At 64.2% G+C, this 12389-nt stretch carries 15 protein-coding genes; 4 read left to right on the plus strand and 11 right to left on the minus strand.

Going from position 1 to position 12389, the window contains the following annotated elements:
* Nucleotides 1-134 precede the first annotated feature (134 nt).
* From ftsY to ACVOLO_RS01205, 3 genes are all read left to right on the plus strand, one after another.
* Nucleotides 135-1529, plus strand: a complete 1395-nt coding sequence (gene ftsY / locus ACVOLO_RS01195) for a signal recognition particle-docking protein FtsY (protein WP_481568439.1) — start codon at nucleotides 135-137, stop codon at nucleotides 1527-1529.
* A gap of 204 nt (nucleotides 1530-1733) precedes the next feature.
* Nucleotides 1734-2789 (plus strand): A/G-specific adenine glycosylase, encoded by a 1056-nt coding sequence (gene mutY / locus ACVOLO_RS01200; protein WP_481568440.1) that lies wholly within the window; start codon nucleotides 1734-1736, stop codon nucleotides 2787-2789.
* 17 nt (nucleotides 2790-2806) lie between these two features.
* The gene (locus tag ACVOLO_RS01205; RefSeq protein ID WP_481568441.1) at nucleotides 2807-3082 is read left to right on the plus strand and encodes an oxidative damage protection protein; all 276 of its coding nucleotides are present in this window, start codon (nucleotides 2807-2809) and stop codon (nucleotides 3080-3082) included.
* An 83-nt stretch (nucleotides 3083-3165) separates the two neighbouring features.
* Here the strand turns inward: ACVOLO_RS01205 and ACVOLO_RS01210 are convergent, their stop codons facing one another.
* From ACVOLO_RS01210 to ACVOLO_RS01255, 10 genes are all read right to left on the minus strand, one after another.
* Nucleotides 3166-3627, minus strand: a complete 462-nt coding sequence (locus ACVOLO_RS01210) for a DUF6491 family protein (RefSeq protein ID WP_481568442.1) — start codon at nucleotides 3625-3627, stop codon at nucleotides 3166-3168.
* Nucleotides 3628-3735: 108 nt separating this feature from the next.
* Nucleotides 3736-4446 carry a lipoprotein-releasing ABC transporter ATP-binding protein LolD gene (gene lolD / locus ACVOLO_RS01215; RefSeq protein ID WP_481568443.1) on the minus strand — a complete coding sequence of 237 codons (711 nt, stop codon included), beginning with the start codon at nucleotides 4444-4446 and terminating at the stop codon, nucleotides 3736-3738.
* Complete coding sequence (locus ACVOLO_RS01220; RefSeq protein ID WP_481568444.1) at nucleotides 4439-5680, minus strand: lipoprotein-releasing ABC transporter permease subunit; 1242 nt, start codon at nucleotides 5678-5680, stop codon at nucleotides 4439-4441. The genes lolD and ACVOLO_RS01220 overlap by 8 nt, the downstream gene beginning before the upstream one ends.
* Before the next feature lie 23 nt (nucleotides 5681-5703).
* Complete coding sequence (locus ACVOLO_RS01225; protein WP_481568445.1) at nucleotides 5704-6057, minus strand: hypothetical protein; 354 nt, start codon at nucleotides 6055-6057, stop codon at nucleotides 5704-5706.
* Nucleotides 6058-6103: 46 nt separating this feature from the next.
* Nucleotides 6104-6358 (minus strand): FAD assembly factor SdhE, encoded by a 255-nt coding sequence (locus ACVOLO_RS01230; protein ID WP_481568446.1) that lies wholly within the window; start codon nucleotides 6356-6358, stop codon nucleotides 6104-6106.
* Between the two features lie 219 nt (nucleotides 6359-6577).
* Complete coding sequence (locus ACVOLO_RS01235) at nucleotides 6578-7363, minus strand: succinate dehydrogenase iron-sulfur subunit (RefSeq protein ID WP_481568447.1); 786 nt, start codon at nucleotides 7361-7363, stop codon at nucleotides 6578-6580.
* An 18-nt stretch (nucleotides 7364-7381) separates the two neighbouring features.
* The gene (sdhA, locus tag ACVOLO_RS01240; RefSeq protein WP_481568448.1) at nucleotides 7382-9172 is read right to left on the minus strand and encodes a succinate dehydrogenase flavoprotein subunit; all 1791 of its coding nucleotides are present in this window, start codon (nucleotides 9170-9172) and stop codon (nucleotides 7382-7384) included.
* A 3-nt stretch (nucleotides 9173-9175) separates the two neighbouring features.
* Nucleotides 9176-9559, minus strand: coding sequence for a succinate dehydrogenase, hydrophobic membrane anchor protein (gene sdhD / locus ACVOLO_RS01245; RefSeq protein ID WP_481568449.1), 384 nt, complete (start codon nucleotides 9557-9559; stop codon nucleotides 9176-9178).
* Complete coding sequence (gene sdhC, locus ACVOLO_RS01250; RefSeq protein ID WP_481568450.1) at nucleotides 9556-9948, minus strand: succinate dehydrogenase, cytochrome b556 subunit; 393 nt, start codon at nucleotides 9946-9948, stop codon at nucleotides 9556-9558. The genes sdhD and sdhC overlap by 4 nt, the downstream gene beginning before the upstream one ends.
* Before the next feature lie 55 nt (nucleotides 9949-10003).
* Nucleotides 10004-10177, minus strand: coding sequence for a DUF1674 domain-containing protein (locus ACVOLO_RS01255; protein WP_431596116.1), 174 nt, complete (start codon nucleotides 10175-10177; stop codon nucleotides 10004-10006).
* 39 nt (nucleotides 10178-10216) lie between these two features.
* Between ACVOLO_RS01255 and ygfZ the strand changes: the two genes are divergently transcribed.
* Nucleotides 10217-11077, plus strand: a complete 861-nt coding sequence (ygfZ, locus tag ACVOLO_RS01260; protein ID WP_481568451.1) for a CAF17-like 4Fe-4S cluster assembly/insertion protein YgfZ — start codon at nucleotides 10217-10219, stop codon at nucleotides 11075-11077.
* A gap of 43 nt (nucleotides 11078-11120) precedes the next feature.
* Here the strand turns inward: ygfZ and ACVOLO_RS01265 are convergent, their stop codons facing one another.
* Nucleotides 11121-12209: an ABC transporter ATP-binding protein gene (locus ACVOLO_RS01265; RefSeq protein WP_481568452.1), complete on the minus strand. Its 1089-nt coding sequence runs from the start codon at nucleotides 12207-12209 to the stop codon at nucleotides 11121-11123.
* Nucleotides 12210-12389: the final 180 nt, after the last annotated feature.

Consider the following 12389-nt stretch of genomic DNA (forward strand, 5'->3'; position numbering starts at 1 on the left):
GTCCCGGGTACGTAAAGCGCCTCGGGGACGTTCCATGGCTTCGCGACCGCGGTCGCTCCTACCGCATTGCTCCACCCGCGGCTGCCATACCGCCGGTGTTAGCATATGCAGCTGATTTCAGGCCATTTCCTTCCATGTTCAGCTTTTTCCGCCGCAAAAAGACCGACGACGCCCAACAGGCTGCAAAGCCGTCCACGCTGAGCGCGGAAGAGCTGGCCGCCGCGTTCCCGAAAGCCCCGTCCGAGGCCGCAGCGCAGGTCGACCTCAGCGAAGCGTTCACACCGCCGGCCGTTGAAACGCTGGCTGCCGAGCCTGTCGTCGAAACAACGCCTGCTGCCAGCAGCGTCGTGCAGGAAGAACCCTCGCCCGCCCCGGTCGTCGCCGAAGCGGTGATTGAAGCGCCGCAAGCCGTGGCCGAGGTCCAAACCACGATTGAAGTCGTTGAAGCCGCGCCTGCCCCCCAGGCAGAAGCGCAGCCCGCAATCATCGCGCCAGCACCTGTCGTCCCCCTGGTTGCTGAGGTCATTCCGGCGCAAACGGCAGCAACGGCAGAAGCCGACGATGCACTCATTCCCGCCAACGCCGCCCCGGCCGCTGCCTCCGGCAAGCTCGGCTGGCGCGAGCGCCTGCGCAACAGCACCTTCGCCCGCAGCTTTGGGGGCCTGTTCTCGCGCAACCCCAAACTCGACGACGACCTGCTCGACGAGATCGAAACCGCACTGATCACCGCTGACGTCGGCGTGCCGGCTACCACGGCGTTGATCGAAGACCTGCGCAAGCGCATGAAGTCGCGCGAATTCGCCGACGCCAACGCACTGCTTGCGGCATTGCGTGCCGATCTGATCGCCCTGCTGCAGCCGGTGGCCAAGCCGCTGGTCATCGACCCCGCCGCCAAGCCGTTCGTGATCCTCACCGTCGGCGTCAACGGCGTCGGCAAGACCACCACCATCGGCAAGCTGGCCAAGCGCTTCAAGGATCAAGGCCATAGCCTGATGCTGGCCGCTGGCGACACCTTCCGTGCCGCTGCGGTGGCACAGCTGCAGATATGGGGCGAACGCAATGGCGTAGCCGTGGTCGCGCAGGGCCAGAACGCCGACGCCGCCTCGGTGGCATTTGATGCACTGCAGGCCGGCAAGGCACGCGGCACCAGCGTGCTGATCGCCGACACCGCCGGCCGCCTGCATACGCAGACCGGCTTGATGAACGAGCTGAGCAAGATCCGCCGCGTACTGGGCAAGATCGACGACACCGCACCGCACGAAGTGTTGATGGTCATCGACGGCACCACCGGCCAGAACGCGCTCTCGCAGCTGCGCCAGTTCCATGCCGCCGCTGGCGTCACCGGCCTGGTGGTGACCAAGCTGGACGGCACCGCCAAGGGCGGCGTGGTGTTCGCACTGGCCCGTGAATTCGGCATTCCGATCCGTTTTGCCGGCATCGGCGAGCGCCCGGAAGACCTGCGCGTGTTCGACCCGGAAGCCTTCGTCGACGCACTGCTGCCGCAGGCGCTGGGCAGCCAGGCCGCTTAAGCGCTCAAAGCCCCTCTCCCGCAAGCGGGAGAGGGGTTGGGGTGAGGGGGGCCTCGAACGTCCTGCCGCCGTAGCGATGGAGAACGCGTCGCCACGCGCCTTGATAACGACCCGCAGCAAGCTTCCCCTCATCCGCCCCTGCGGGGCACCTTCTCCCGTAAACGGGAGAAGAGAAACACCACAGCCGCCGGCCTTCGCGAGCCCATGCCCAACTTCCCCAGCCAACTCCTTACCTGGTTCGACCAGCACGGCCGCCACGATCTGCCCTGGCAGCATCCGCGCTCGCCGTACCGGGTTTGGCTGTCGGAAATCATGCTGCAGCAGACCCAGGTGGCCACGGTCATCCCGTACTTCCTGCGTTTCATGCAGGCCTTTCCGACCCTTGCCGACCTGGCCAATGCCGACAACGACACGGTGATGGCCAACTGGGCCGGGCTTGGTTACTACGCCCGCGCCCGCAATCTGCATGCTGCCGCCAAGCAGTGCGTGGAGCTGCACAACGGCGACCTGCCACGCGACTTCGATGCATTGCTTGCCCTGCCCGGCATCGGCCGCAGTACCGCCGGCGCAATCCTCAGCCAGGCGTGGAACGAGCCCTTCCCGATCCTCGATGGCAACGTCAAACGTGTGCTGACCCGCTATCACGGCATCGCCGGCTTCCCCGGCCAGCCGGCCATCGAAAAGCAGTTGTGGTCGTTGGCTGCCGAACACGTCGCCCAGGTAGCAAGCGGGCGCATGGCCGACTACACGCAGGCGCAGATGGATTTCGGTGCCACGCTGTGCACCCGTGCAAAACCGGCCTGCATCCTGTGCCCGCTGCACTCCAGCTGCGTCGCACACGCGCAGGGTTTGGTGGATTCACTGCCAACGCCCAAGCCCAGCAAGACCCTGCCCGAGCGCGAAGCCACCGCCTTGCTGCTGGAAGATGCGCAGGGCCGCATTCTGCTGCTCAAACGTCCACCGACCGGCATCTGGGCCTCGCTGTGGACACTGCCGCAGGCCGACACCGACGGCGAAATGCGCCAATGGTTCGACGGCAACATCAAAGGCAACTACGACAACGCCGACGAACTGCCGCTGATCGTCCACACCTTCAGCCATTACCGCCTGCACCTGCAGCCGCTGCATGCGCGCAAGGTCGCGTTGCGTGCAAAGGTTGGCGACAATGCCGACATGCGCTGGGTTTCCCGTGCGGAGCTGAACGACATCGGCCTGCCCGCCCCCATCCGCAAACTGCTTGAGCGCCATCACGCGCATTGAAACCACAGGACTACCGCATGCCCCGTTCCGTCTTCTGCCAGTACGAAAAACGCGAAACCGAAGGCCTGGACTTCGTGCCCTACCCCGGTGAACTGGGCCAGCGCATCTTTGCCAACATCGGCAAGCCGGCCTGGGCGGCATGGCTGGCGCACCAGACCATGCTGATCAACGAGAACCGTCTGTCGCCGCGCGACCCGAAGCACCGCGCATTCCTGGAGGAGGAACTGGTCAAGTACCTGTTCTCCGGCGGTGCGGAAAAACCGGCCGGTTACGTCGCACCGGACGCGGACTGACAGCAGGCACCGGGGTGCCTGGCCGCGCCCGGCAACACCAATGAAACCCCGGCGGCGTCTGGCTGCACTCCGCCGGGTTTGAATCAGTTCGCCTCGCCAGCCTGATCGGCAGCCCGTTCGGAAACCTTGGCTTCGCGCAGTTCCTTCTCCGACGCCCGCAGCGCCTTCACGTCCAGCGGCTGGATTGTGTCGATGCGACAGGGAACATGCGCCATCGGGCCGCTGCCGTGCACGATTACCCGGTCAAACTTGGCCGACACCTGGCCCATCATGTTGGTCACGGTGATGGCCGGCGAAAACGACAGATCCAGGCACGGCCCACTCAGGCTCAACAACCAGGCCTCGCTGGGTTTGGTCCAAACAGCGAGCGCACTGTCGCCCAGTTCGGTCCAGCCGTTGAGCGAGCCGAAATACCTGAAATCCTTCACCGGGGCGCCCGCATGGGCGCGGTACAGCGCCAGCCGTTCGTCGCTGCTCAACTTGCCGGTCGTGGCACAACCCACCAGTGCTGCAGCAGTCATCAATGCAAGAAGCACTTTCTTCATGACACCACTCCTCCTGGCCTGGAAAACCCGGGCACTGCCGGGAACCTGTCAATCATCCGCCGCCCCGGGTGAATTCCAGGGCAATGTGGTGAGCAGCAACGGCCGTGCTCAGACCTCGTTGCGCTGCAACTGGTGCAGCCGGCCCTCACGCAGCTCCAACACGCGGTCCAGCTTGCGTGCCAGGCCACGGTCATGCGTCACCAGGACCAGGCTGGTGCGCTGGGCGCGGTTCAATTCCAGCATCAGTTCAAACACAACCGCAGCGGTCTTGTCGTCCAGGTTGCCGGTGGGCTCGTCGCCCAGCACGCAGGCTGGTTGATTGACCAGTGCGCGCGCGACTGCCGCACGCTGGCGTTCACCGCCGGACAGTTCGCCCGGCTTGTGCTCAAGCCGATGCCCCAGCCCAACCGATTCCAGCAGCGTCTTGGCGCGGCGGCTGGCGCCCTCCGCATTGGCGCCGCCCAGCATCACCGGCATCATCACGTTTTCCAGTGCGGTGAACTCCGGCAGCAGGTGATGGAACTGGTAGACGAAACCCAGTGAGCGATTGCGCAGCCGGCCGCGCTCGGTATCGGACAGCGCCGACATGCGGTGACCGGCGACATACACCTCACCGGCCGTTGGCGTATCCAAGCCCCCCAGCAGATGTAGCAGCGTGCTCTTGCCTGCGCCGGACGCGCCCACAATGGCCACGGTTTCACCGGCTTCCACGCGCAGATCCAAACCATCAAACACCGGCGTATGCATCTTGCCTTCGGCGTAGGTCTTGCCCAGGCCTTCGGCGCTGATCACCACTTCCATCGGGGAGTTCTCATTCATAACGCAGCGCCTCTGCCGGCTGGGTACGGGCCGCACGCCAGGCCGGGTACAAGGTGGCTGCAAAGCTCATCAGCAACGCAACAAACGTGATGACGACGATGTCGCTGGTCTGCATGTCGGTCGGCAGGCCGGTGATGTAGTACACATCCTCCGGCAGCAGCGTGATGTTGAAGGCCGATTCGATCAGCCCAAGGATGCGCTCCAGGTTGAGCGTCAGGGTGATGCCACCAATGACGCCGGCAATCGTGCCGAACACACCAATCAACGTGCCCTGCACCATGAACACCTGCATCACACCGCCCGGCGTAAGCCCCAGCGTACGCAGGATGGCGATGTCGGCCTGCTTGTCGGTGACCAGCATCACCTGCGAGGACACCAGGTTGAACGCGCCCATGGCGATGATCAGCGACAGCAGAATGCCCATCACCGTCTTTTCCATCTTCAACGAGTGATAGAGGTTGGCGTTTTCCTGGGTCCAGTCACTCACCCGGTAGTAACCATTGAGGTTGAGCGCCAGATCGCGCGCCACCGTGTAGGCCTGGTCCATGTTGTGCATCTTCAAACGCACGCCGGTCACGCCGTCCACGCGCAGCACGCGCTCAAGGTCGCTCATGTTGACGAAGGCCACGCCACGGTCCACTTCGTTGGAGCCGGCCTCGAAAATGCCGCTCACCTTGAAACGTTTGGTGCGCGCCATCGCGCCAACCGGCGTGCCCTGGATTTCGGCCAGCGTGGCGACCACGTTGTCACCCACGTCCACGCCCAGCCAGATGGCCAGTTCCTTGCCCAGCAGAATGTTGAATTCACCCGGTTTCAAGCTGTCGAGCGAACCTTTCGTCATCTTCTCGCCCAGCACCGACACCTTCGGCTCCTGTGCTGGATCGACGCCCTGCACGATGGCGCCCTGCACACGCGGGCCGGCCAACATGCCTTGAATCTCGATATATGGAGCGGCGCCGGCGACGCGCGGATCCTTCATCGCCACATCCACTGCATGCTGCCAGTTGCTCATCGGCTCGCCGTCGGCACTGACGGTGGCATGCGCGGACATCTGCAGCAGACGATCACGGATCTCCTTCTGGAAGCCGCTCATGACCGCCAAGGTGGTGATCAACACCGTCACCCCGAGCGCGATGCCGAGAATGGATGCCATGGAGATAAAGGAGATGAAACCGTTACGGCGCTTTGCGCGCAGGTAACGCAGGCCGATTGCTACAGGTAAGGGTTTGAACATGCGCGTGTGCCCGTGGACTGCGGCTATGGTGCCATTGTCTCCGCTTTGCGGGAAACGGCATGGGCACGAACGGCCAGACGCAGTTCACGTCTGCGCATCGCTGGCAGGGTATCCGGCCAGAACAGCAGCACTCCCCGGCCCTTGAGGGTGCGCCAGCGCAACATCAGCAGTGGCCCGCGCTCAAGCAGCTCCATGCTTTCCAGCGGCTCGCCGTCGAGCCGGGCCGTACCCGGTGGCGAGGGAACCAGCAGGCTGCACGCAGGCCGACGATGCTCCTTGCGCGCCAGCAGCCCTGCCCACGTCACTGCCGCCACTGCCAGTGGCCAGGCTTGGCTCGGTTCAAGATCGCAGTTGAAGGCGGCAATGGCGCCCAGCACTCCCAGCAGGATGAGTGCACTGATCAGCCAGCGCGAGGGCTGCCAGTCACACCGGAAGGGAGCGGATGTATTCCAGGAGTTGTGCCTGCGGTGCATTCGGACAAGCCTCGTAGCCCATCGACCAGCGCCACAACTTATCGTCTTCGGTGCCCAGCAACTGCAGGAAAATCGCGCGCTCGGCCTCAGGTGCTTCCGCCCAACGGCGGTCAAGATAACGGCCGAACAGTTGGTCAAGCTCACGCATGCCGCGACGGCAGCGCCAGCGCAGCTTCTTCAACAGGATGTCGTCTTCGGTCTGCATGGCTCTGAGCTTAAGCCCCTCTCCCGCTAGGCGGGAGAGGGGTTGGGGTGAGGGCAGCTCATGGAGCAATTCCAGAACAGCACTCGGAGTCCAGCAAGAGGCAACTTCAAAAGCTCCCCTCATCCGCCCCTTCGGGGCACCTTCTCCCGCAGGCGGGAGAAGGTAAATCAACCGCAAATCAAAAGCGGGCAGCCCGGTTTGCACCGGAGCAACCGCGCCTTAAGCGCGGCGCGCCATCATCAGCTTCTTGATCTCGGCAATTGCCAGTGCCGGGTTCAAGCCCTTCGGGCAGGTGCGTGCGCAGTTCATGATGGTGTGGCAGCGGTACAGCTTGAACGGATCTTCCAGATCGTCCAGGCGCGCACCCGTGTCTTCATCACGCGAATCGATGATCCAGCGGTACGCCTGCAGCAGGATTGCCGGGCCCAGGTAACGCTCGCCGTTCCACCAGTAGCTCGGGCAGCTGGTCGAGCAGCAGGCGCACAGAATGCACTCGTACAGGCCATCGAGCTTCTTGCGGTCGTCCGGCGACTGCAGGCGCTCACGGTCCGGCGGTGCCGGGGTCTGGGTACGGATCCACGGCTTGATCGATGCGTACTGCGCATAGAAGTGGGTCAGGTCCGGAACCAGATCCTTGACCACGTCCATGTGCGGCAGCGGGTAGATCGGCACTTCGGCCTTGCCGCAATCGGCAATGGCGCGGGTGCAGGCCAGGGTGTTGGTGCCGTCGATGTTCATCGCGCACGAACCGCAGATACCTTCGCGGCAGGAGCGGCGGAAGGTCAGGGTCGGATCAATTTCGTTCTTGATCTTGATCAGCGCGTCCAGAACCATCGGGCCGCACGCATCGAGATCGATCTCGTAGGTGTCGGTACGCGGATTCTGGTCGTCGTCGGGGCTCCAGCGGTAGATCTTGAAGGTACGCGTGTTCTTCGCACCGCTCTTGGCGGGGAAGTGCTTGCCCTTGGTCAACCGGGAGTTCTTCGGAAGTGCAAATTCAGCCATGTTCGTAGGTTCCCCGGATCAGTAGACGCGCGGCTTCGGCGGCACCACGGACACGTCATCGCTGAGCGTGTACATGTGCACCGGGCGGTAATCGAAGCTGCACTTGCCCTTGTCATCGACGGTGACCAGCGTGTGCTTCTGCCAGTTGACGTCGTCGCGGTCCGGGTAGTCCTCGTGCGCATGCGCGCCGCGGCTTTCCTTGCGCTGCTCGGCCGAGTTGATGGTGGCCACGGCGTTGAGCAGCAGGTTGTTCAGCTCGTAGGTTTCGATCAGGTCCGAGTTCCAGACCAGCGAGCGGTCGGAAACCTTGACGTCCTGGAACGAATCGAACACCTGGGCCATCTTCTGGCAGCCCTCTTCCAGGGTCTTGCTGGTGCGGAACACCGCAGCATCGTTCTGCATGGTGCGCTGCATGTTGTCGCGGATGACCGAGGTCGGCGTATCGCCATTGGCGTGGCGCAGCTTGTCCAGCAGCCCCAGCGCCTTGTCGCAGGCGTCCGACGGCAGGGTCTTGTGCGCGGCACCGGGCTTGATCGTCTCGGCGCAGCGGTTGGCCACGGCGCGGCCGAACACCACCAGGTCGAGCAGCGAGTTGGAGCCCAGACGGTTGGCACCGTGCACGGACACACAGGCCGCTTCGCCGATGGCGTACAAGCCCGGCACCACTGCATCGGGGTTGTCGCCGACCTTGCGCACCACTTCACCGTGGTAGTTGGTCGGAATGCCGCCCATGTTGTAGTGGACGGTCGGGATGACCGGGATCGGCTGCTTGTGCACGTCCACGCCCGCGAAGATGCGTGCGCTTTCAGCGATACCCGGCAGCTTGTCGTCGATCACGCCCGGGCCCAGGTGGGTCAGGTCGAGCAGGATGTGATCCTTGTGCTCGCCGACGCCGCGGCCTTCGCGGATTTCGATGGTCATCGAACGCGAAACCACGTCACGCGATGCCAAGTCCTTGTAGTGCGGTGCGTAGCGCTCCATGAAGCGCTCGCCGCTGCTGTTGCGCAGGATGCCGCCCTCGCCTCGCACACCTTCGGTGATCAAGCAGCCGGCACCGTAGATGCCGGTCGGGTGGAACTGCACGAATTCCATGTCCTGCAGCGGCAGGCCGGCACGGGCCACCAGGCCACCGCCGTCACCCGTGCAGGTGTGCGCCGAGGTGGCGCTGAAGTAGGCGCGGCCGTAACCGCCGGTGGCCAGCACCACGCCCTGCGAACGGAACAGGTGCAGGGTGCCTTCGGCCATGTCCAGGGCAAGCACGCCACGGCAGACGCCTTCGTCGTCGAAGATCAGGTCGAGTGCGAAGTACTCGATCATGAACTGCGCGTTGTGTGCCAGCGACTGCTGGTACAGGGTGTGCAGGATGGCGTGGCCGGTACGGTCGGCCGCGGCGCAGGTACGCTGCGCGGACGGGCCTTCCCCGTACTTGGTGGTCATGCCACCAAACGGACGCTGGTAGATCTTGCCTTCTTCGGTACGCGAGAACGGAACGCCGTAGTGCTCCAGTTCGATGATGGCCGGGATGGCCTCGCGGCACATGTACTCGATGGCGTCCTGGTCGCCCAGCCAATCCGAACCCTTGATGGTGTCGTAGAAGTGGTAACGCCAGTCGTCCTCGCCCATGTTGGCCAGCGCGGCGGAAATGCCACCCTGCGCTGCAACGGTATGCGAGCGGGTCGGGAAGACCTTGGTGATGCAGACGGTCTGCAGGCCCTTCTGGGCCAGGCCGAAGGTCGCACGCAGGCCAGCGCCGCCGGCGCCGACGACCACCATGTCGACCTTGTGTTCAGTGATGTTGTAAGCGGACATGTATCAGTTCCCAAACACGATGCGGGCGACCGCAAAGATGCTGACGATGGCGCCGAGCACGGCAATGAACTTGACCGTGGTCTGCAGGGCCAGGGCCATCAGCGAATTGTGGATGTAGTCCTCAAGGACCACCTGCAGGCCAAGCTGGGCGTGCCAGAACATGGCGACCAGGAAGCCAACCAGCAGGATTGCGTTCCACGGCTTGGAAAGGGTGTCCACGGCGGTGACGTAATTGGCGCCGATCAGGCTCAGCACCAGACACAGGAACCAGATGGTCAGTGCGACCAGCGCGGTGGCGGTCAGGCGCTGGTGGATGAAATGCTCGGTACCGGACTTGGAGCTGCCCAGGCCGCGTGCATTCTTGAGCGGGGTACGGAACTTGCTCATGCGGTCGCTCCCATGCAGACATAGGCCCAGATCAGCGCGGTGATGACCAGCGAGGCAATCACCGACATCCAGCTGCTGCGGATGAAGGTAGCCTTGGCGTAGCCAATGGCGAAGTCCTGCACGATGTGGCGGATGCCATTGCACAGGTGGTAGGCGAAGCACCAGGTCCAACCGAACAGGATCACCTTCCCGTACCAGGCGCTGGCGTGGGTGGTGAAGCAGTTCCAGGACTCAGGGCCCATCATCAGGGCGAGCAAACCGCCCGCGATGATCAGGGCGCCGACAGCCAGAATGATGCCGGTGGCTCGATGCAGGATCGAGGTGGCCATCTGGATCTGCCAGCGGTACACCTGCAGGTGCGGAGAAAGGGGGCGGGGTCTGTTCGCCATTCGCTGACTCGTTATCTCGGCTGGGCGGCACGACGCCGCGTTGGCTCAACGCTGCTCAAAAATCGATGCAGCGCCCGTTTTTCTCCCAATCGCCATATCGCACCGGATCGAGTCCGCCGCGACCACCGAATTCCTCCGGCACCGTTCCGGCCTCGGGAAGCGGTTGCTTCTCGGGGGCCAGCGGGGCTTCAGCTTCGGTCTCGGGAGTGGGGGTTGTTTGTCCTATCATTGTCGGTCTCGCAACGCACAAATTTTAGTCCTCACACTCGTGTCTGACAACCTCGCCCCTGCTTTCAGCGGTTTCCGCACATTGTCCTCACCGCAGCTGGTGAGCCTTTCCGGGCCGGATTGCGTCGCATTCGCGCAGGCGCAGTTCTCCAACGACGTGCCGGGCCTGGCTGACAATCATTGGCAATGGAGCACCTGGCTCAACGCCAAGGGCCGCGTGCTGTCTATCTTCCAGCTGTTGCGGGTGGACGCGCAGAACCTGCTGCTGGTCTGCCACGATGGCGGCGCGGAGGCCATGGCCGAGCAACTGCGACGCTTTGTGTTCCGGCGCAAGCTCAGCGTCAGCCACGCCACCGCGCTGGTGGCACGCGGCGCCTTTGTTGCGCCAACCACTGCGCGTGGCGCAACCATGCACGTGCTGGAAGGTGGCGTAATCGAGCTGGACGTCGGCAGCCCCGCGCTTGCACGCACGCTCCACATCGGCCCGGCAGCGGATGAGGCTCACGATCCGGCCACTGACCTTGCCTGGCGCCAGAGCGACCTCCGCTTCGGCCTGCCCCGCCTGGTGGAAGACCAGCGCGAGGCGTGGACACCGCAGCAGTTGGGGCTGGACCGGCTCGCGGCATACAGCGTCAAGAAGGGCTGCTACCCCGGGCAGGAAATCGTTGCCCGCACCCACTTCCTAGGCAAGGCCAAGCGTTCGGTTGCGCTGCTGCACATGCCCGGGGAGCCGGTAGCGGGCACCTCAGTCACCCAGAACGGCAGCAACATCGGCACCATCGCAAGCAGCGCCGGCGGCCTCGCACTTGCCGTGCTGCCGCTGGAACTGGCCGAAGCCGAACTGCAGGTGGATGGCAATCCTGCGCGGATCGAACCGCTGTTGGACGGACTGGCCCGCTGAGCCGCTGATGCACTGGCGGGGCACCGCCCCGCCCTCCGGGTACTCAGCCCTCCAGCCGCTGCCCGCTGGCCGGATCGAAGAAATGCAGGGCGGCAGGTGCAACGGCGACGGCAATCTCCTGCCCCAGTGCCGGCAAGGCCTGCGGCGGCACCCGCATCACCAGCGCCTGCCCGGCCAGGCTCAGATTCACGAAGATCTCATTACCCACCGGCTCCAGCCCTTCAATCCGTGCGCGGAACGATGCATTGCCGACGCTAGGTTGCAGGTGTTCCGGACGCACGCCGACCACCAGCTCGCGCCCCAACCCGTGCTCCGGCACCGCAGCAGGGCCCAGCGGGACATCCTGGCCGCCCTCCAGCCGCAACAACACTTCGCCGTCATCGCCGCGCCGGGCGACACCGCGCAGCATGTTCATCGCCGGGCTGCCCAGAAAACCGGCAACGAACAGATTCGCAGGCCGGTCATAAAGCGCCATCGGTGTGTCGATCTGCTGGATCACACCCTCGTTGAGCACCACGATGCGCTGGCCCAGGGTCATTGCCTCGACCTGGTCGTGGGTGACGTAGATCATGGTGGTGCCGAGTTTGCGGTGCAGTTGCGCGATTTCGGTACGCACCGAGTGCCGCAGTTTCGCGTCCAGGTTTGACAGCGGTTCGTCCAGCAGGAACACCTCCGGCTCACGCACCAGCGCCCGGCCCAGGGCAACGCGCTGACGCTGGCCGCCGGACATGGCGCGCGGCAGCTTGTCGAGCATGGAGGTCAGCCCCAGCGCCTCGGCAGCATCGTGCACCCGTCGCTGCACTTCGGCCTTGCCCAGGCCACGCAGCTTCAGGCCAAAGGCAAGGTTGCCGGCAACGGTCATATGCGGATACAGCGCGTAGTTCTGGAACACCATGGCAATGTCGCGGTCCTTCGGCGCCACGTCATTGACCACCTGGTCGCCGATGCTCAGCGTGCCCGCACTGATCTCCTCCAGCCCGGCCACCATGCGCAGCAGCGTGGACTTGCCGCAGCCGGAGGGCCCCACCAGCACTACCAGCTCGCCGTCGGCGATGTCGAAACTTGCCCCCTGCACGGCGACCTGGCCGTTGTCGTAGACCTTGCGCACCCCGTCAAAACGAACCTTAGCCATCTTCACCTCTTCAACATCGCGCGACACCGACCCGCAATTGCCGTCATTGCAATGATCTGGCGACTGTCATCGAAACACTGCAATCGTATACATCGGAAACCGAGTGCACGGTAAGCATATTCATATGGCACCATCGCCCTTGCATTCTAAAGATGGCCCAAGCGGCCGGGGACAGTCGAA

The organism is Stenotrophomonas sp. STEN056, from assembly GCF_056759635.1.

Excerpts from the sequence above, each read along its gene's own strand:
- ftsY (WP_481568439.1), top strand. The coding sequence starts at position 135 with ATGTTCAGCTTTTTCCGCCGCAAAAAGACCGACGACGCCCAACAGGCT.
- mutY (WP_481568440.1), top strand. The coding sequence starts at position 1,734 with ATGCCCAACTTCCCCAGCCAACTCCTTACCTGGTTCGACCAGCACGGC.
- ACVOLO_RS01205 (WP_481568441.1), top strand. The coding sequence starts at position 2,807 with ATGCCCCGTTCCGTCTTCTGCCAGTACGAAAAACGCGAAACCGAAGGC.
- ACVOLO_RS01210 (WP_481568442.1), bottom strand. The coding sequence starts at position 3,627 with ATGAAGAAAGTGCTTCTTGCATTGATGACTGCTGCAGCACTGGTGGGT.
- lolD (WP_481568443.1), bottom strand. The coding sequence starts at position 4,446 with ATGAATGAGAACTCCCCGATGGAAGTGGTGATCAGCGCCGAAGGCCTG.
- ACVOLO_RS01220 (WP_481568444.1), bottom strand. The coding sequence starts at position 5,680 with ATGTTCAAACCCTTACCTGTAGCAATCGGCCTGCGTTACCTGCGCGCA.
- ACVOLO_RS01230 (WP_481568446.1), bottom strand. The coding sequence starts at position 6,358 with ATGCAGACCGAAGACGACATCCTGTTGAAGAAGCTGCGCTGGCGCTGC.
- ACVOLO_RS01235 (WP_481568447.1), bottom strand. The coding sequence starts at position 7,363 with ATGGCTGAATTTGCACTTCCGAAGAACTCCCGGTTGACCAAGGGCAAG.
- sdhA (WP_481568448.1), bottom strand. The coding sequence starts at position 9,172 with ATGTCCGCTTACAACATCACTGAACACAAGGTCGACATGGTGGTCGTC.
- sdhD (WP_481568449.1), bottom strand. The coding sequence starts at position 9,559 with ATGAGCAAGTTCCGTACCCCGCTCAAGAATGCACGCGGCCTGGGCAGC.
- sdhC (WP_481568450.1), bottom strand. The coding sequence starts at position 9,948 with ATGGCGAACAGACCCCGCCCCCTTTCTCCGCACCTGCAGGTGTACCGC.
- ACVOLO_RS01255 (WP_431596116.1), bottom strand. The coding sequence starts at position 10,177 with ATGATAGGACAAACAACCCCCACTCCCGAGACCGAAGCTGAAGCCCCG.
- ACVOLO_RS01265 (WP_481568452.1), bottom strand. The coding sequence starts at position 12,209 with ATGGCTAAGGTTCGTTTTGACGGGGTGCGCAAGGTCTACGACAACGGC.